This is a genomic window from Streptosporangium sp. NPDC050284, assembly GCF_044459525.1.
GTDB lineage: Bacteria > Actinomycetota > Actinomycetes > Streptosporangiales > Streptosporangiaceae > Streptosporangium.
Genome location: NZ_JBITIZ010000003.1, coordinates 173474 through 192169, shown reverse-complemented (window position 1 = coordinate 192169; position 18696 = coordinate 173474). Strand labels below are relative to the sequence as shown.

Below are 18696 nucleotides of genomic sequence, written 5' to 3'. Positions count from 1 at the left end.
TGATCGAAATTTGTTCCACCCTTACCACCACGTTCCGTATCGGGGCATCCGTACGGAGGAGGCCGTCATCAGCACCTCGGCACCGGCCGTCGAACTCTCGGGCATCACCAAACGATTCCCCGGCGTCGTCGCCAACCGCGACATCTCCCTTTCCGTGCGACAGGGCCACGTGCACGCCGTCGTCGGCGAGAACGGCGCGGGCAAGTCCACCCTCATGAAGATCCTGTACGGCATGCAGCGCCCGGACGAGGGGAAGATCCGCGTCAACGGCGAGGACGTGAGCTTCCGCTCCCCGGGCGAGGCGATCGCCGTGGGCATCGGCATGGTCCACCAGCACTTCATGCTGGCCGACAACCTCACCGTCCTGGAGAACGTGGTCCTCGGCAGCGAGCCCAGAAAGGGCGGGATCGCCCTCGACTTCGGCACCGCGCGAAGAAGGATCAAGGAGATCTCCGACTCGTACGGCCTCGGCGTCGACCCCGACGTCACCGTCGAGGACCTGGGCGTCGGGGCCCGCCAGCGGGTGGAGATCCTGAAGGTCCTCTACCGGGGCGCCCGGATCCTCATCCTGGACGAGCCGACCGCCGTGCTCGTGCCGCAGGAGGTGAAGGAGCTCTTCGCCAACCTGCGCGAGCTGGTCCGCGAGGGGCTGACGATCATCTTCATCTCCCACAAGCTGGACGAGGTGCTCTCGGTCGCCGACGCCATCACCGTCATCCGGCGCGGCACGACCGTGGCCAGCGTGGACCCCAAGGACGTGACCGCGAGGCAGCTCGCCGAGCTGATGGTCGGCAGCGAGCTGCCCAGCCCGGAGACCCGCGAGTCCACCGTCACCGACGTGGTGGCGCTGTCGGTGCGCGACCTCACCGTCCTGTCCGACGGCCGCCGCGTCGTGGACGACGTCGGCTTCGAGATCCGCAGGGGCGAGGTGCTCGGCATCGCCGGGGTCGAGGGCAACGGCCAGGCCGAGCTGGTCGAGGCGATCATGGGCATGCGCCCGGCCGACGGCGAGATCCGCCTCGGCGAGCACGACATCTCGGGCTGGGCGACGCTGCGCCGCCGCGAGGCCGGCATCGGCTACATCCCCGAGGACCGCCACCGGCACGGCCTGCTGCTCGAGGCCCCGCTCTGGGAGAACCGGATCCTCGGACACCAGACGCGGCGACCCAACGTGAAGGGCCCCTGGATCGACCGCGCGGGAGCGCGCGAGGACACCCGGCGCATCGTCGAGGCGTACGACGTCCGCACCCCGGGCATCGACGTGGACGCCTCGGCCCTGTCCGGCGGCAACCAGCAGAAACTGATCGTCGGCCGGGAGATGAGCGGGGAGCCCGTCTTCCTGATCGCCTCCCACCCGACGCGCGGCGTCGACGTGGGCGCGCAGGCCGCGATCTGGGACCACCTGCGCGCGGCGCGCGCCGCGGGCCTCGCGGTCCTGCTGATCTCGGCCGACCTCGACGAGCTCATCGGCCTGTCGGACACCCTGAAGGTGATCCTGCGCGGCCGGATCGTCGCCGAGGTGGATCCCAAGGATGTGACACCCGAGCGGCTCGGTTCGGCCATGACGGGTGCTGGAGAGGCGGCATGAACACCCACGTAGCGCACACGCCCCCGGAAACGCGCGGCATGAACCCCCAGACGCACACGCCCCCCAGGATGCGCGGCATGAACACCCAGACGGCGCACACGCACCACGGGACGCGCGGATGAGCCGGGAAAAGTCCACCTTCGCCGACCGGTTGCTCGGCAGAGTCTCCCCGGCGGGGTTGCTCTCGCTCGCCGCTCCGCTCGTCGCCATCGCGTTCGCCGCGGCGATCACCATGGTCATCCTCTCGATCACCGGTGCCCCGCCGCTCGACACGCTGGTCATCATGGGCGAGTACGGCATCCGGCCGCGCTCGATCGTGCTGACCCTGAACTATGCGACGACCTACTACCTGTCCGCGCTCGCGGTGGCGATCGGGTTCAGGATGAACCTCTTCAACATCGGCGTCGACGGCCAGTACCGTCTGGCGGCGCTCACCGCCGCGGCCGTCGGCGGCGCGGTCGTCCTGCCCGCCCCGCTGCACGTCGCGCTGATCATCTTCGTCGCCATGCTGGTCGGCGCCGGATGGGCCGCGATCGCCGGGCTGCTCAAGGTGCGGCGCGGGGTGAGCGAGGTCATCTCCACGATCATGCTGAACGCGATCGCCACCGCGCTCGGCTCCTGGCTGCTCAACAAGGAGCGCCTCGCGGTCGAGGTCGCGGGCAGCAACAACATCGGGACCAGCCCGATCGGCCCCTCTGGCCAGGTGCCCGGAATGGAGATCATCCCCGGCACCCAGACGAAGGTGTTCGGACTGATCCTCCTCGCGGTCGTGATGGGCGTCCTCTACCACGTGGTGATCAACCGGACCCGCTTCGGCTTCGACCTGCGCGCCACCGGCCGCTCGGAGTCGGCGGCGGTGGCGAGCGGCGTGAACGTCAAGCGGATGATCCTCATCTCGATGATCCTGTCCGGCGCGATGGCGGGCCTGGTCGGCATGCCGCAGCTGCTCGGGGCCTCCTACAGCTACAGCCTGGACTTCCCGACCGGGCTCGGCTTCACCGGCATCGCGATCGCGCTGCTCGGCCGCAACCACCCGGTCGGCATCGCGTTCGGCGCCCTGCTGTGGGCCTTCCTCGACACCTCGGCGAGCATCCTGCAGATCCAGAAGATCTCCCCGGACATCGTCACCATCATGCAGGGCACGATCGTGCTCTCGGTGATCATCGCCTACGAGCTGGTCCACCGCTACCAGATCTCCGCCGAGCAGCGCCGGGTGAGCCGCCAGCTGGCGGACACCACCCCGACCAGGGAAGGAACACCGGCATGAGCCAGGGCGCCCTCACCACGCCGGAGGCTCCCTTCCTGGAGCCGAAGGCCCCCGCTCGCCGCTTCAGGGTCACCTGGCGGGTCCTGCTGCTCGCCCTGGGCGCGCTCGTCCTGCTGCTCTCGTTCGCGCGGGCCGTCACCGGCGCCGTCGACCTCACCTCCGCAGGCGCGATCAACGCCTCCGTCGCGCTCGCCATCCCCATCGGCCTGGCCGGTCTGGGCGGCCTGTGGGCCGAGCGGGCCGGAGTGGTCAACATCGGCCTCGAAGGCATGATGATCATGGGCACCTGGTGCGGCGCCTGGGGCGCGCTCCAGTTCGGCAACCCGTGGGCGGGGGTCGTCGCGGGCGCGATCGGCGGGGCCCTGGGCGGCCTGCTGCACGCGATCGCCACCGTGACGTTCGGCGTCGACCACATCATCTCCGGTGTCGCGATCAACATCCTGGGCCTGGGCGTCACCCAGTTCCTGTCCAAGGTCACCTTCGCCGAGATGCCGGGCGGCGGCGACTCCCAGTCGCCTCCCGTCCCCAAGCCGGGCGTGGTGAGCGTGCCGGGGATCGGGGACCCGCTGCGGGCGCTGGAGGCCAAACAGTGGTTCCTGCTGTCGGACGTGGCGGGCATCCTGCGCGGCCTGACCACGAACGTCTCGCTGCTCACGATCCTGGCGATCCTGCTCGTTCCGCTCTCGTACTACCTGCTCTGGCGCACCGCGTTCGGCCTGCGCCTGCGCTCCTGCGGGGAGAGCCCGGTGGCCGCCGAGTCGCTGGGCGTGAACGTCTACACCTACAAGTACATCGCGGTGCTCGTCTCCGGCGCCCTGGCGGGCCTGGGCGGCGCGTTCCTGTCGCAGGTGGCCGCGAGCGCCTACCGCGAGGGGCAGACCGGCGGGCGCGGCTTCATCGGCCTCGCCGCCATGATCTTCGGTAACTGGCGGCCGGGAGGGCTCGCCGGCGGCGCCGTGCTGTTCGGCTACACCGACGCGCTCCAGCTGCGCAGGGGCGGCGAGTCGGTGCACGCGCTGCTGCTCGTGGTGACGATCCTGCTCGTCGGGGTCGCCGTCTACCAGCTCGTACGGCAGAACCGGACGCGGGCCGCGCTGATCACCGGGGTCGCGGCGGTCGCCGTGTTCGTCGTGTTCGCGCTGACCGACACCGTTCCCTCGGAGTTCACCTCCGTCACCCCGCACATCACCACGCTGCTGGTGCTCTCGCTGGCGGCGCAGCGGCTCCGCGCGCCCGCCGCGATCGGGCTGGCGTACCGCAGGGGACAGGGTAAGTGACCGTGACACGCGCACCTCACGAGCGGATCTGATTCAATGGGCACCGAGATGAGCAGCGAACCGAGCACCGGCCCGACCGGCGAGCAGGGCACCGAACCGAGTACCGAACCGGGCAGCGGGCAGGGCATCGACTGGGCGGCGCTGAAGGCCGAGGCCGTACGGGCGATGGGGCACGCCTACGCCCCCTACTCCAAGTTCCCCGTCGGCGCCGCCGCGCTGGTGGACGACGGGCGGATCGTGTCCGGCTGCAACGTCGAGAACGCCTCCTACGGCATCGGGCTGTGCGCCGAGTGCGGGCTGGTGTCCGCGCTCCAGGCCACGGGCGGCGGCCGTCTCGTCGCGTTCACCTGCGTCGACGGGCACGAGGAGCTGCTCATGCCGTGCGGCAGGTGCCGCCAGCTCCTGTACGAGTTCGGCGGCCCCGAACTGCTGCTGGAGACCATTGACGGCCCGAAGCCGATGGCGGAGATCCTGCCCTACGCCTTCGGGCCCCACGACCTGAGCCGGGGAGCCTGAGCATGGACGCCATCGACGTCATCGTCACCAAGCGGGACGGCAGGGAGCTGTCGGCCGAGCAGATCGACTGGGTGATCGACGCCTACACCAAGGGCGTCGTCGCCGACGAGCAGATGTCCGCGCTCGCGATGGCGATCCTGCTCAACGGCATGAACCGGCGGGAGATCGCCGAGTGGACCCAGGCCATGATCCGCTCCGGGGCGAGGATGGACTGGTCGTCGCTGCCGGGACCCACCACCGACAAGCACTCCACCGGCGGCGTCGGTGACAAGATCACGCTGCCGCTGGCGCCGCTCGTCGCCGCGTGCGGGGGATACGTGCCCCAGCTGTCCGGCAGGGGACTCGGTCACACCGGCGGCACCCTGGACAAACTGGAGTCGATCCCCGGCTGGCGGGCGTCGCTGTCCAACGATGGGATGCTCGACGTACTCGGCAAGGCCGGAGCGGTCATCTGCGCGGCGGGCGACGGTCTCGCCCCCGCAGACAAGAAGCTCTACGCCCTCCGCGACGTCACGGGCACCGTCGAGGCGATCCCGCTGATCGCCTCCTCGATCATGTCGAAGAAGATCGCGGAGGGCACCGGCGCGCTCGTACTGGACGTGAAGGTCGGCTCAGGGGCCTTCATGAAGAACGTGGAGCAGGCCCGCGAGCTGGCCACGACCATGGTCGAGCTCGGCACTGACGCCGGGGTCGAGACGGTCGCGCTGCTGACCGCGATGGACCGGCCGCTGGGCCGGGCGGTGGGCAACGCCCTGGAGGTCGTCGAGTCGGTGGAGGTGCTCGCCGGAGGCGGGCCCGCCGACGTGGTCGAGCTGACCGTACGGCTGGCGCGGGAGATGCTCCAGGCGGCGGGCATCTCCGGCGGCAAGGACCCCGAGCGCGCCCTCGCGGACGGTTCGGCGATGGACGTCTGGCGCCGGATGATCACCGCCCAGGGCGGCGACCCCGACGCCCCGCTGCCCAGGGCCGCCGAGACCATGGAGATCACCGTTCCCTCCTCGGGCGTGCTGTCCCGGCTCGACGCGTACGGCGTGGGCCTGGCGGCCTGGCGGCTCGGCGCGGGCAGGGAGCGCAAGGAGGACCCGGTGTCGTTCGGCGCGGGCATCGTGCTGCACGCCAAGCCCGGGGACCCGGTCCGCGAGGGGCAGCCGCTGATGACGCTGCACGCCGACGAGACCTCGCGCTTCGAGCGGGCGCTCGCCGCCCTCGAAGGCGCCTACACCGTCGGCGAGACCGCCGACCCCGACCTGCTGCCGCTGGTGATCGACCGCGTCACCGCCTGACGCCCGGTGCGTCCTCGCGTCCGGAGCGCCTCCGCCGTCAGGGGGACGTCGGGGTGCTTGACTCCCCCCTCGACAAGGTGTCACGATCCGGCCAGGGCGCATGTGGTCGGCCGGAGGGTGAACCTCTCCGGGGATCTGAGCATCTAACGGGGCAGGAGGCTCATCATGAACCGCACCCTCGTTCCTCTCGCGCTCGTCCCCGTGCTCCTGTTCGCGGCCGGCTGCGGCTCGGCCACGCAGACCGCGACCCCCTCCCCGGCGGACACGCCGACCACGGCGACCACGGCTCCGGCGGATCCGTCCTCCACGTCGACCACGTCCCCCACGCCCTCCGCCGCCACGGCGGCCCTCCTTCCTCCGACGAGCACCAAGGAGATCGAGGTCGACCGCGCCGTCTCCACCCAGCCGATCGTCACCGGGGCCCGGTTCGCCGAGCACCAGGGGTTCGACCGGGTGGTGATCGACCTCAAGGGCGAGCTGCCGGGCTACCGGGCACGGTGGGTCTCCGAACTCGTCCAGGACGGCTCGGGAGACAAGGTCGACGTCAAGGGCGGTGCCTACCTGCAACTGACGATCACCCCGGCCGTCGCGCACACCGAGGCGGGCCAGTCCACCTGGAAGGGCGGCCCGATCTTCCAGGCCCAGTTGGGCAACGTCCAGAACGTGGTCAAGGTCGGCGATTTCGAGGGCGTGGTGAGCGTGGGCGTCGTCCTCGACCGCAAGGCGCCGTTCCGGGTTCTGGAGCAGAAGAGCCCGAACCGGCTGGTCGTCGACATCTCGCACTGAGAGCGTCGGGGAACCGGGTGGCGCCGGGCCCCGAGACCGGGTGACAGACTGGCCTGATGGTACGCAAAATCGACAGCGCGACACGGATTCCCGTCCCCGGTGGCAAGACGATCGACGAATACGTCGGTCTGGCCAACAGCGGCGACCCTCGAATCTCGATCGCGTACATGAAGGCCCCGGCCGGGTGGGACGAACCCGCCCAGACGCCGGAGTTCGCCGAATACACGCTGGTGCTCAAGGGCGTCGTCGTCGTGGAGCACGACGAGGGCACGACCGAGGTCGGCGTGGGGCAGGCGTTCCTGTGCGAGCCGGGGGAGCGGATCCGCTACAGCGCAGGTCCCGACGGCGCCGAGTACGTCGCCGTCTGCCTGCCGGCCTTCTCCCCGGAGACCGTCAACCGCGAGGGTGAGTGAAGGGGCGGCACCCGGTGACGGTTCGTCGCGCGTCGATCCCGGTGTCTCCGTACCGGGATCGGCGCCGCGTCCCCTCGTGGTCCCTCGCGCGGGACACCCGTATGAACATTCCCAGGCCGGGCCGTGACGGCGTCTTCGCGCAGGCCGACCGGTCAGGCCCCTGACGGTAAGGTTGCCGAATGAGTCAGCTACCCACTTTCGAGCAGATCCGCCTGGCTCCGAAGGTGTTGCTCCACGATCACCTCGACGGTGGCCTGCGGCCGGAGACCATCATCGATCTGGCCCGCGAGTCGGGCTACGACAGGTTGCCCGCGACCGAGACGGAGAGCCTGCGCGCCTGGTTCAGGGAGGCCGCCGACTCCGGCTCGCTGGAGCGCTACCTGGAGACCTTCGACCACACGGTCGGCGTCATGCAGACGCGCGAGGCGCTGGTGAGGGTCGCCGCCGAATGCGCCGAGGACCTGGCGAACGACGGCGTCGTCTACGCCGAGGTGCGTTACGCGCCCGAGCAGCACACCTCCGCGGGCCTGAGCCTCGAAGAGGTCATCGAGGCCGTGCAGGAGGGCTTCGAGACCGGTTCGGCGGGCCGTGGCATCCGGGTGGGCACGCTGCTCACCGCGATGCGCCACCAGGCCAGGTCCATGGAGATCGCCGAACTCGCGGTCCGCTACCGCGACGCCGGGGTGGCGGGGTTCGACATCGCCGGAGCGGAGGCGGGCTACCCCCCCACCCGTCACCTCGACGCCTTCGAATACCTCCAGAGGGAGAACGCCCACTTCACCATCCACGCGGGCGAGGCGTTCGGCCTGCCGTCGATCTGGCAGGCGATCCAGTGGTGCGGCGCCGACCGGCTCGGTCACGGTGTCCGGATCATCGACGACATCTCCGTCTCCGGCGACGCCGAGCCCAAGCTGGGCCGCCTGGCGGCCTACGTCCGTGACAAGCGCATCCCCCTGGAGATGTGCCCGACGTCCAATCTGCAGACCGGTGCGGCGGCCTCAATCGCCGAGCACCCGATCGGCCTGCTGCGCCGCCTGAACTTCCGGGTCACGGTCAACACCGACAACCGGCTGATGAGCGGTACGTCCGTCTCCGAGGAGTTCGCCAAGCTGTCGGAGGCGTTCGGCTACGGCTGGGACGACATGCAGTGGTTCACCGTCAACGCCATGAAGTCGGCGTTCCTGCCGTTCGACGAGCGCCTGTCGCTCATCAACGGCGTCATCAAGCCCGGGTTCGCCCGCCTCAAGTGGCAGGTGTGAACGGGCTCGCCCGAGTGAAGTGAGCTTTTTTCCGATGAAGCAGGTGTTCCGCTCCAACCTCGCGATGATCGTCGGCTGGGTCTGGATGGCCTTCGCCGCGGTCAACGCGGTCGATCTGGTCGTCCGTTACAGCGGGCGGATGTCGATGATCGCCGCGGCGGTGCTGGCGGTGCTGACCGCGCTGGTCTTCGTCGGCTGCCTGCGCCCGGCGATCCTCCTCACCGAGGAGGGCGTCCACGTCCGCAACCCGCTGAGAAACGCCTTCGTGCCCTGGCTGGGCGTGGACGAGGTCACGGTCTCCCACTCGATCACGATCACCTCCGGCGATGAGAGCATCCGCTGCTGGGTGCCGCAGACCTCCGCCCGCGAGCGGGCGGCGGCCGCGCGCAGGGGGAGGGCCGCCTCCGCGCCCGCCCGGGGTCGCTTCAGGACCGAGCCGGTCCGCTCGAAGGCCGAGCAGGCCGCCGCCGAGGCGCTGGCGGGCAGGACCCACGCCGACTGGGTGGCCGAGCAGATCACCGAACGCGCGGAATCCGCCAGGCGCGCGGCCTCGCTCGCCGAGACCACGAAGGACGACGCGACCGGGCCGGGGGCGGCGACCGAGGGGAGCGGCGGAACCGGAGCCGAGCCCGGAGCGGGCGTCGTGTCCGAGGCCGGAGCCGTGTCTGAGGAGGGCGTCATACCTGAAGCCGGTGCCGCGTCCGAAGCGGGTGCCGCGCCCGGAACCGGCGGGCTCACGATCACCTGGTCGCCGGGCGCACTGGCCGCGCTGGCCGCCGCCGCCCTGCTGGTGATCGCCGCCTTCCTCGCCTGACGGGGTCGGAGGCCGGGAGCCGTGAGGGGGGCAGCGGCAGGGAGTCCTGACGCGGTCAGAGGCCGAGGGCCTCGGTGAGGTCGGCCTTCAGCGTGTCGAGATCCCGTACGGCCAGCGCGCGGGCCTCGGAGACCTCGCCGGTCACCGGGACCACGACCTCCAGGTAGCACTTGAGCTTGGGCTCGGTCCCCGAGGGACGGACGACGACCCGGGCTCCTCCCGCCAGGTGGTAGCGCAGACCGTCGGTGGGCGGCAGCCCGCCCGTGCCGAGGCTCAGGTCGTCGGCCGTCTCGACCTCGCGACCGCCGAGCCGCGCGGGCGGCGCGTCTCGCAGGCGGGACATGGCCCCGGTGATCAGCGACAGGTCGGCCACCCGGAAGGACAGCTGGGAGGTGGCGTGCAGACCGTGACGGCGGGCCAGGTCGTCCAGGAGACCGAGCAGGCCGCGACCCTCCAGCTTCGCCTGCGCGGCGATCCCGGCCACGGTCAGCGCCGCGCCGATGCCGTCCTTGTCGTGCACGGGCAGTCCGAGGCCGGAGCCGACGCTGTATCCCAGCGCCTCCTCGTACCCGAACAGCAGGCCCTCACCGGCCTTCATGATCCACTTGAAGCCGGTGAGGGTCTCGGCGCAGCGCACCCCGTACTCGGCGGCGATCTTGCCGAGCAGGGACGACGACACGATGGTGGTCGCCACCAGGCGGCCGTCACCCGAGGTCCGCCGGATCACGTGTTCGCCCAGCAGGGCGCCCACCTCGTCACCGGTCAGCATCCGGTAGCCGCCGCCGGGGAGCGGCACGCCCACCGCGCAGCGGTCCGCGTCGGGATCGTTGGCCAGCACCAGATCCGCGCCCACGCGTTCGGCGAGCTCCAGGGCGAGGTCCATCGCGCCCGGCTCCTCCGGGTTGGGGAAGGCGACGGTGGGGAAGTCGGGATCGGGCGCGGCCTGCGCCTCGACGGTCGCGGGCGCGTCGAACCCCGCGGCGGCGAAGGCCCTGGCCAGGGTGTCGCCGCCCACGCCGTGCAGCGGGGTGTACGCCACCCGCAGCTCGCGGGCGTCGCCGATCGGGAGTGCGGTCACCGCCTCCAGATAGGCGTCCACGACGCCGTCGTCCAGCTCGTTCCACGCCGGGTCGCCGGGGGAGCCGAGGGGCAGTTCGGAGACGGGCCCCGTGGCGTCGATGGCGGCGGAGATCTCGGCGTCGACCGGCGGCACGATCTGGGAGCCGTCGCCCCAGTAGACCTTGTAGCCGTTGTCGCGGGGCGGATTGTGGCTGGCGGTGACGGTCACGCCCGCGTCGGCGCCGAGGTGGCGGACGGCGAAGGCGAGCACGGGGGTGGGCAGCGGCCGGGGGAGAACCGAGGCGCGCAGCCCGGCCCCGGTGAGTACGGCCGCGGTGTCGTGGGCGAAGGCGTCCGACTTGTGCCGGGCGTCGTAGCCGATCACGACGTGTTTGCCGGGACCGAGTACGCGGGCGAGCCCGGCCGCGGCGCGCATGACCGTCACCCGGTTCATCCGGTTGGGACCGGCGCCCAGCTCGCCCCGGAGCCCGGCGGTGCCGAACTCCAGCCGGGAGCCGAACCGCTCGCGCAGCGCGTCGCCGTCACCGCTCTCCAGCAGTTCCTTCAGCTCCGCGCGCGTGTCGGGGTCGGGGTCCTGGGCGAGCCAGGAACGGGCGAGCCCCGCGAGATCGCTGCTCATCGTCACCTCTCCGGCTACAGCTTGCCGACGATGCCGGCCAGCAGGCCGCCCATGCGCGTGGCGGTGGCGCGACCGACCTGCAGCACCTCCTCGTGGTTGAGCGGCTCGCCCACCAGTCCGGCGCCCGGGTTCGTGACCAGGGAGATGCCCAGCACCTCGGCGCCGCCCTCGCGGGCCGCGATCGCCTCAAGCACGGTGGACATGCCCACCATGTCGCCGCCGAGGATGCGGCACATGCGCACCTCGGCCGGAGTCTCGTACGTCGGGCCGCGGAAGGCCACGTAGACGCCCTCGGTCAGCGACGGGTCGGCCTCGCGGGCCAGCTCGCGCAGGCGTGGGGTGTAGACGTCGGTGAGGTCGACGAAGGTGGCGCCGGTGATCGGGCTGGCGCCGGTCAGGTTGATGTGGTCACTGATCAGCACCGCCTCGCCGACCTCCTGGGTCTCGGGGCGCAGGCCTCCGGCGGCGTTGGTCAGCACGACCGTGCCCACCCCGGCCTTGATCGCGGTCCGTACGCCGTGCACGACCGGGTCCACGCCGCGGCCCTCGTAGAGGTGGGTGCGGCCCAGGAAGATCAGTGCGTTCTTTCCCGACTCGGTTCGTACGGCGCGGATCCGGCCCGCGTGGCCCTCCACGGCGGGCGGCGCGAAGCCGGGCAGATCGGTCACCGGGATCTCGGCGACCGTCTCGCCGATCACGTCGGCGGCCGGGACCCAGCCGGAGCCCATCACCAGCGCGACATCGAAGGAGTCCACGCCGACGGCGCTTCTCAGCGTGTTCGCGGCGTCGGTGGCGAGTGCATACGGGTCATTGGTCACGTCAGTGAGCGTACCGGTCGTTCGCCTTCACACAGCGTTGTGTCCGCTGCTCAGGGGGAGTGCGCGGTCCCTCCCCTGCTCAGGTCCGTTTCCCGCTCGGGCCCGTCCCCGCCCGGCGGAGGGGATGACGCGTCCGGGACGCTCAGCGAAGGACGCGACGTGTCCGGGACGTTCAGCCGAGCCCCGTGACGGCCACCGAGACCAGGCCGACCGCGGCTCCGGCCGCGATCAGCCACGCCGAGTTCAGCCTCGTCCTCCACAGTACGAGCAGCGTTCCGGCCGTGAGCGCCCAGGTGAGCGGATCGACCAGGGAGATACGGCCGAGCTGGAACGCGACTCCGGCCATCAGCGCCAACGCGGCGGCGTTCACCCCGTCGAGCAGCGCGCTCGACCAGGCCCTCGACCTGATCCGGTCGGTGATCTTCGTGAGCAGCCCGACCAGCAGGAAGCTCGGCAGGAAGATCGCGACCGTGGCGACGATCGCGCCCGGAACCCCGGCGACCAGGTAGCCGACGAAGGTGGCCGTGGTGAACACCGGACCGGGGGTGAACTGGCCGATCGAGACGGCGTCGGTGAGCTGGGTGCCGGTGAGCCAGCCGAGCCGATGGACGAAGTCGCCCTCCAGGAAGGCGAGCAGGACGTAGCCGCTCCCGTACAGGACGGCCCCGATCTTGAGCATGGTGAGGAAGAGCCGGAGCAACTGGTCGGGGTCCTGGCCACCGGTGAGGACCAGGGGGGCGGCCAGCAGCGCCCGCGCGCTCCGCGAGCCGTCCTGCGGCGGTTCCGCTCCCGGCCCGCGCGGGCGGGAGCGCCGGGCGGAGGCCGTCCGCACCGCCACGGTCAACAGGGCCCCGGCGGCGAGCAGGAGCAGCTCGTTCACACCGAGCAGGTAGGCCGTCAGGACACCCACGGCCAGGATCCACAGATACACGGTCCCCAGGGCGGTACGGACCAGGGAGAGCAGGGCCCAGATGATGATCGCGATGACGACGGGCCTGATGCCGTACAGGATCCCGCTCACCGCCGGGGTGTGGCCGTAGTGGACGTACAGGGCCGCGAGCGTGCCGACCATGAGCGCGGCGGGCAGGATGAAACAGACCCCGGCGGACACCAGGCCGCGCCACCCGGCGCGGTCGTGGCCGATGTGGATGGCCAGTTCCGTGGAGTTGGGGCCGGGGATGAGGTTGGTCGCGCCGACCAGATCGAGGAAACGCTGCTCGGTCAACCAGCCGCGCCGCCGCACCACCTCGTCGTGCATCATCGCGATGTGCGCCGCGGGTCCTCCGAAGGCGATGACGCCCAGCCGCAGGAACAGCCAGGTCACCTCGCGCAGAGATGATCCGCGCCCGGGTTCGCCATCTTCGGGAGGTACGTCATTCACCAGGGAATCATGACATTTTTCCGGGTGAAGGCGGGGTGGCCTCCAGGTTAACTCCACCTCCCGTGCGTGTCCGCGTGCGGTCCGCTCGCGCCGGCCTTCCGCGTGACGGCGATCCGCGTGTCCGCGTGCGGGAGGTGACGAGCGCCCTCAGGCTCCCGGGGGAGTTCCCTCGGGAGAATCCGCCGTATGCGGCGCCGGGAGTGCTCTCGGGAGAGCCTCAGGCTCGCAGAGAACCCGGGGTCTCTACAGGGAGGTCAGCTTCCCAGCGAGGTGCAGGGACGCCCGCGCAGCTCCCTGACGTAGTCGTCGGGGGCACCCGCACGCTCGGCGGCCTCGGCCAGGATGCCGAGGTAGCGGGCCGAGGGCAGCCCGCCCTCGTATCCGTCGAGCACGTAGAACCACGCCACGACCTCACCCTCCATGGTCTGCACCCGGAGCTTGACCTTGTGATAGAGGCCGCGCGCCGCGCCCTCCCACTGGTCGAGGGAGCTCTCGTCCCACTCGGGCACGTCGTAGAGGACGACGAAGACCTGGTCGTCAGGGTCCTCGACGATGGAGGCGAGCGCGCCCTCCCAGCCGAGATCGTTCCCGCCGAAGGTCAGACGCCAGCCCTGGAGCCAGCCCGTCCCCCTGATCGGGGAGTGAGGGGCCCGCTGGGCCATCTGCTTCGGGTCCATGTTGCTGCCGTAAGCGGCGTAGACAGGCACGGAGACAAACACTAATCCAAGATCCGCGAGACGCTCACCAGGCTTCGAGGCCACGCCGATGACTGGTGGAATCTCGATGGTTTTGTGGTGGTTCCGTGGTTTGGGAGGGGTGTCCAGCGATGCCCGGTCCCGTCATGCGGGAGAATGGGCCATGTGACGAGGATAGTGATCATCGGTGGCGGTCCCGGCGGATACGAGGCGGCGCTGGTCGCCGCCCAGCTGGGAGCGCAGGTCACCGTGGTCGAACAGGACGGCCCCGGCGGGGCCTGCGTCCTCACCGACTGCGTACCGTCCAAGACGCTGATCGCCACCTCGGTGCGCAAGCAGGCGCTCCTCGACGCCAGCATGCTGGGAGTCCACTACACCGGTGGCCCCGACGGCGACGTCGGCGGTGTCATCGCCGACATGCCGCTGGTGAACAGGCGCGTCAAGGAGCTCGCCCGCGCCCAGTCCGCGGACATCGCCGCCCGGCTGGCGGCGGAGGGCGTCGAGGTGATCAAGGCCCCCGGGCGGCTCGTCGACCCGCAGGTGGTCAGGGCCGGAGACCGGACGATCCGCGCGGACGTCGTCATCGTGGCGACCGGCGCGACCCCGCGCATCCTCACCGGCGCCGAGCCCGACGGCGAGCGCATCCTCACCTGGCGCCAGCTGTACGACCTGGAGGAGCTGCCCGAGCACCTCATCGTGGTCGGCTCCGGCGTCACCGGCGCGGAGTTCGCGGGCGCCTACCGCTCGCTGGGCTCGGAGGTCACGCTCGTCTCCTCCCGCGACCGCATGATGCCCAACGAGGACGCCGACGCCGCCGAGGTCCTCGAAGAGGTATACCGGCGCCGTGGCATGAACGTCATGGGCCGCTCCCGCGCCGAGTCCGTCAAGCGCACTCCGGACGGCGTGGTCGTCACCCTGGAGGACGGCCGGACCGCCGAGGGCAGCCACTGCCTGATGACGGTCGGCATGGTCCCCAACACCGCGGGGATCGGCCTTGAGGAGGCCGGGGTCACCCTTGACCGGGGCGGCTTCATCCAGGTCGACAAGGTCTCCCGCACCTCCGCGCCCGGCGTCTACGCGGCCGGAGACTGCACCGGTGTCCTGATGCTCGCCTCGGTCGCCGCCATGCAGGGCCGAATCGCCGTCTGGCACGCCCTTGGCGAGGCCGTGCACCCGCTCCGTCTCGCGACCGTGGCCTCCGCCATCTTCACCGACCCCGAGATCGCCGCCGTGGGCATCGCCGAGCGGGCGATCGAGAACGGTGAGATCGAGGCCAACATCGTCAAGCTGCCCCTCGCCACCAACGCCCGCGCCAAGATGCAGGGTTTCAACGACGGCTTCGTGAAGCTCTTCTGCCGTCCCAACACCGGCATCATCCTCGGCGGCGTCGTGGTCGCCCCCCGCGCGTCTGAGCTGATCCTGGGTGTCTCGGTCGCCGTGCAGCAGAGGCTGACCGTCGACCAGATCGCCCACACCTTCGCGGTCTACCCCTCCCTGTCCGGCTCCGTCACCGAGGCCGCCCGCCGCCTCATGCAGCCCATGACCCCCAGCGGCATCTGACCGTCCGGCTGGAGAGGGGACCGGGACCCGGTCAACAAGGTCCGCTCGACTTTCAGGCAGACCTCGGACCGAAGTCGAACTCTCCGGCACGGACACCGGAGATGAAGGCGTCCCATTCCGCGCGGGTGTAGTGGATCATCGGTCCATCGGGATCTTTGCTGTGCCGTACGGCGATACGTCCAGTGCCGTCGTTCACCGCCCCCGCCTCGACGCAGTTGCCGCCGCCGTCGGCACTGAAGCTGCTGATATGCCAGGAAATCGGAGTGTGCTCGGGAGCGGACATGAGCGGTGCGGCTCCATTCATGTGGGCTGATGGAACTTTTCCGCGATCGCTGTGATCAACTCGATGGACTTCTTGGGGTCGAGCGAATCATGGCAAATGCGGTCGAACTTAGACGCAAGCCTGTCGGCGGCTTCGGTTTCTACGTATATCGCACCAGCAGGGCTCGGGACATAGGCGACCGCGGGGTAGGGGCCGGGGAGTTCGAAGATTCGAAAGGCGCCGTCGGGGCTGGCGTGGGCGCCTGCGCTCAGGGGCAACACTCGGAGCTCGAGGTTCGTCTGGTTCGCGGAGGCGATGAGTCGATCGAGCTGATCATGCATGATTTCGAATCCGCCTACCCTGCGGCGCAGTGTGGCCTCGTCGAGAACCGCGATGAGGTTTGGCGCGTTGTCCGTCTCCAAGACCTGCTGGCGGGTCTGCCGGAACCTGATCCAACGGTCAACCTGTTCTGGATCTGCGGTGGGTTCCTCGGCTCGGATCATGGCGTCCATGTATTCCCTGGTCTGGAGCAGTCCCGGGATGACGAACGCGTCGAACGACCTGATCCTGTGAGCACGTGACTCCAGCCAGGCGTAGTCGACGATGTTCAGGGACAGGTCCTCGGAGTAGTTGTCCCACCAGCCGCTCTGCCAGACGTCGCGGCTCAACCGGATGAGCCCGTCTCGCCGCTGCTCCCCTGCGACGCCGTACAGATCGAGCAGCGCGATGACATCCGGTGTCCGGGCAGGGTACAGGCCGGCTTCGAAGCGGCTGACCGTGGAACCGTCGCGTTGCAGGAAATCGCCGGTTTCTTTGAGGGTGAGGTTGGCTGCCTCCCGTAGTTCACGGAGCTGCTTGCCCAGCCACTGGGACCGCAGAGTCACTCCGCGCTTGGCGTTCACGGACGCTCCCCTTTCATGTACGGACAGTGGTCGAAGGTTACACCTCTGTCACGCATATGGGAGGAGTTCACGATTCCGCTGTGCAGATTTGCAAGGCGCATGCCATGGTTCATCGTGTTCAACCCATTACTCTCTGTGTTCGAGAGGTTGTGAACGACATGAGAACGTTGGCGTGCGTTAGCCGCGCTCCTCGTAGCGAGGGGGCCACATCATGATCGGCGTAACGTGGCGTAGGTCTTTCTCCGGCGATCCGAGCCAGCTCCATGATGTCCGCCGACTCGTTGGAGCACTCCTGACCGGATGCCCCGTCCTGGATGACGCGATCGCCTGCCTTGCCGAGCTGGCTTCGAACGCGGTAGTCCACACCAAGTCCCGCGGCGACGTGTTCACGGTCGAGATCCGGCTGATGGATGGTTCCGTCCGGATCGCCGTAACCGACACCGGCGGGCCTACGACGCCGCCCCTTCCTCCTCACGTTCGGGGAGAGGTGCTCGAAAGCGGGCGAGGGCTGGCCATCGTCGCCGCGTTAAGCACGTACATGGGCGCCGAGGGCGACGAGGAAGGCCGCACTGTGTGGGCGGAACTCAGGTGGGCTGTTCAAGACGGGCGCTGAGGGGCGGGGGAGAGGCCCCTGTCGCTTCCGCCTACCGGGGTGCTTCCGCACCGCCGACCCCGAGACGAACGAGGGCCGAGGTGGCTGGTGGCGCCTCGCAGAGCGTCGTCCACCGCTTCCTCGTCCCCTTCGCAGAGCATCGGTTCGAGCACCTTACGCACACCTGCCTGATTGCCACTGTCCCGTCGAACGGTGTCAGTGGACGCGGGGGCGGAGGCGGGCGAGGGCGGCTCTGCCGTCCTGGACGGCGCGGGCCACGAAGTGCAGTTCCTCCTCGCGGCGGGCGACGAGAAGGGCCTGCTTGGCCGCCTCGTAGGCGTCGAGGGCGAGGCGCCAGTCGCGGTCGGCGGTCATGCCGCCGCGTCCGCTCACCTGGAACTCGTAGTCGAGCTGGTCGATCTCCTCGCCCAGCCGGGTGATGTCCTCCTCCGCGCCGTTCCGCATCAGGGCGAACCGGGCGTTGCGCCGGCTCCGCCGCTGGGCGCTGACACCCCAGGCCACCACGGTCAGCGCCAGGCCCACCGCGCTGAGCACGACCATGACGAGTCCCACGGACGGGCCGTCGCCCTGGGCGGGTTCGTCCTGCGGGGCGTTCGTCTCCCTGGCCCCGAAGATGTCGAGGTCGGGCAGCGAGGTCGGCACCGCGACGCTGATGCCCGTGGGGGTGCCCTTGGCGCCGGTGAGGTCGACGTCGTCGGCCTGGATGAAGGACGCGGCCTCGACCAGCGCGCCGGTGAAGTCGGCGCCGTCAAGCTCGGCCTGGGTGAACTCGACCTCACTCACGTCGGCGTCCTTGAACGTCGCGTTGCGCAGGTTCGCCTGGCTCATCTTGGCCTCGCGGAGCCTGGCCCTGGTGAAATCGGCCTTGCGGGCCTTGAGCTGGCCGGGGGTGCTCTCCTCCAGGTCGGCGTCGACCAGCTTGGCGTTGGTGAAGTTGACCTGGGTCAGCTCGGCCCTGGTCAGCTTCGCCCCGGTCAGGTCCGCGTGCGGGAACTCCGCCTGCCCGGCCTCGGCGTCGACCAGGATCGCCTTGCGCAGGTCGGCGTGGTCGGCGTGCATCTGCCCCAGGTCGGCCTCGGTGAGGTTGGCGCCCCGCAGGTCGGCGTACTTCAGCGTGGCCTGGGTGAGGTTGGCCTGCCTGAGTGAGGCGCCGCGCAGGATCGCTCCGGTGAGGTCCTTCTGGATGAGCTCCACGCCGTTCAGTTTCGCCCCGGTGAGGTCGGCGCAGCGCAGGGTGGCGGGAAGCTGGGCGCCCCTGGTGAAGTCCTTGCCGCGCAGGTTGACGCCCTGACCGGGCTTGCACGGCCCGGCCGCGGCCTGGGCGGGAGAGATGACTGTCCCCGAGAGCGCGAAGATCGCGACGATGAGAGCCAGGGGGATGGGACGACGCACGGGAGCCTCCTTCAAAGCAGCCCCGATCGTGTCAGCGGACCATTGCATCACGCTAGACACCCACTTGCACCTTTCGCACCGGGGTTCGTGGACAACCCCCGGTGGATCCACTTCCGTCGCGTGACGGCGGGGCCCGCGCTTCCGGGGCCCTTCGCCTCCCGTTTTTCAAAT

Annotated in this window: 18 protein-coding genes; 11 read left to right on the top strand and 7 right to left on the bottom strand. The window is 70.2% G+C overall.

All coding sequences use genetic code 11. The features are described 5' to 3' along the window. Nucleotides 1-67: 67 nt before the first annotated feature. The 9 genes from ACIBH4_RS08495 to ACIBH4_RS08455 all read left to right on the top strand — a co-directional run bounded on the left by ACIBH4_RS08495 (nt 68) and on the right by ACIBH4_RS08455 (nt 9203). Complete coding sequence (locus ACIBH4_RS08495) at nt 68-1588, top strand: ABC transporter ATP-binding protein (protein WP_362763232.1); 1521 nt, start codon at nt 68-70, stop codon at nt 1586-1588. A 118-nt stretch (nt 1589-1706) separates the two neighbouring features. Beyond that, nucleotides 1707-2855 (top strand): ABC transporter permease, encoded by a 1149-nt coding sequence (locus ACIBH4_RS08490; protein WP_362502648.1) that lies wholly within the window; start codon nt 1707-1709, stop codon nt 2853-2855. Beyond that, nucleotides 2852-4132 carry an ABC transporter permease gene (locus ACIBH4_RS08485; RefSeq protein ID WP_362763065.1) on the top strand — a complete coding sequence of 427 codons (1281 nt, stop codon included), beginning with the start codon at nt 2852-2854 and terminating at the stop codon, nt 4130-4132. The genes ACIBH4_RS08490 and ACIBH4_RS08485 overlap by 4 nt, the downstream gene beginning before the upstream one ends. A gap of 48 nt (nt 4133-4180) precedes the next feature. Continuing rightward, entirely contained in the window at nt 4181-4648 is a 468-nt protein-coding gene (locus ACIBH4_RS08480; RefSeq protein WP_362763068.1) for a cytidine deaminase, read from the top strand. 2 nt (nt 4649-4650) lie between these two features. Then, nucleotides 4651-5931 (top strand): thymidine phosphorylase, encoded by a 1281-nt coding sequence (locus tag ACIBH4_RS08475; protein WP_362763070.1) that lies wholly within the window; start codon nt 4651-4653, stop codon nt 5929-5931. 165 nt (nt 5932-6096) lie between these two features. Next, nucleotides 6097-6717, top strand: a complete 621-nt coding sequence (locus tag ACIBH4_RS08470; protein WP_362763073.1) for a hypothetical protein — start codon at nt 6097-6099, stop codon at nt 6715-6717. Nucleotides 6718-6773: 56 nt separating this feature from the next. Then, nucleotides 6774-7130 carry an AraC family ligand binding domain-containing protein gene (locus tag ACIBH4_RS08465; RefSeq protein ID WP_362502633.1) on the top strand — a complete coding sequence of 119 codons (357 nt, stop codon included), beginning with the start codon at nt 6774-6776 and terminating at the stop codon, nt 7128-7130. A 179-nt stretch (nt 7131-7309) separates the two neighbouring features. Beyond that, a complete protein-coding gene (locus ACIBH4_RS08460; RefSeq protein WP_362763076.1) occupies nt 7310-8389 on the top strand; it encodes an adenosine deaminase in 1080 nt (359 codons plus the stop codon). Nucleotides 8390-8423: 34 nt separating this feature from the next. Beyond that, a complete protein-coding gene (locus tag ACIBH4_RS08455) occupies nt 8424-9203 on the top strand; it encodes a hypothetical protein (RefSeq protein ID WP_362763079.1) in 780 nt (259 codons plus the stop codon). A 55-nt stretch (nt 9204-9258) separates the two neighbouring features. On the opposite strand, the gene ACIBH4_RS08450 is transcribed toward ACIBH4_RS08455, so the two are convergent. The 4 genes from ACIBH4_RS08450 to ACIBH4_RS08435 form a co-directional block, all read right to left on the bottom strand. Next, on the bottom strand, nt 9259-10902 hold the full coding sequence (locus ACIBH4_RS08450) for a phospho-sugar mutase (protein WP_362502625.1): 1644 nt from the start codon (nt 10900-10902) through the stop codon (nt 9259-9261). Nucleotides 10903-10916: 14 nt separating this feature from the next. After that, nucleotides 10917-11720, bottom strand: coding sequence for a purine-nucleoside phosphorylase (locus ACIBH4_RS08445; RefSeq protein WP_362502622.1), 804 nt, complete (start codon nt 11718-11720; stop codon nt 10917-10919). Nucleotides 11721-11892: 172 nt separating this feature from the next. Further along, nucleotides 11893-13101 carry a chromate efflux transporter gene (gene chrA / locus ACIBH4_RS08440; protein WP_362763082.1) on the bottom strand — a complete coding sequence of 403 codons (1209 nt, stop codon included), beginning with the start codon at nt 13099-13101 and terminating at the stop codon, nt 11893-11895. A 254-nt stretch (nt 13102-13355) separates the two neighbouring features. Next, complete coding sequence (locus ACIBH4_RS08435) at nt 13356-13808, bottom strand: gamma-glutamylcyclotransferase (RefSeq protein ID WP_350943474.1); 453 nt, start codon at nt 13806-13808, stop codon at nt 13356-13358. A 153-nt stretch (nt 13809-13961) separates the two neighbouring features. Between ACIBH4_RS08435 and ACIBH4_RS08430 the strand changes: the two genes are divergently transcribed. Continuing rightward, nucleotides 13962-15356, top strand: coding sequence for an NAD(P)H-quinone dehydrogenase (locus ACIBH4_RS08430; protein ID WP_350943476.1), 1395 nt, complete (start codon nt 13962-13964; stop codon nt 15354-15356). A gap of 52 nt (nt 15357-15408) precedes the next feature. On the opposite strand, the gene ACIBH4_RS08425 is transcribed toward ACIBH4_RS08430, so the two are convergent. Next, nucleotides 15409-15639, bottom strand: coding sequence for a DUF397 domain-containing protein (locus tag ACIBH4_RS08425; RefSeq protein ID WP_362502615.1), 231 nt, complete (start codon nt 15637-15639; stop codon nt 15409-15411). Between the two features lie 17 nt (nt 15640-15656). Continuing rightward, nucleotides 15657-16520, bottom strand: coding sequence for a helix-turn-helix transcriptional regulator (locus tag ACIBH4_RS08420; RefSeq protein ID WP_362763085.1), 864 nt, complete (start codon nt 16518-16520; stop codon nt 15657-15659). 211 nt (nt 16521-16731) lie between these two features. Here ACIBH4_RS08420 and ACIBH4_RS08415 point away from each other — a divergent pair, with 211 nt between their 5' ends. Further along, nucleotides 16732-17133: an ATP-binding protein gene (locus tag ACIBH4_RS08415; RefSeq protein ID WP_362763088.1), complete on the top strand. Its 402-nt coding sequence runs from the start codon at nt 16732-16734 to the stop codon at nt 17131-17133. 195 nt (nt 17134-17328) lie between these two features. Here the strand turns inward: ACIBH4_RS08415 and ACIBH4_RS08410 are convergent, their stop codons facing one another. Then, complete coding sequence (locus ACIBH4_RS08410; protein WP_362763091.1) at nt 17329-18525, bottom strand: pentapeptide repeat-containing protein; 1197 nt, start codon at nt 18523-18525, stop codon at nt 17329-17331. Nucleotides 18526-18696 lie beyond the last annotated feature (171 nt).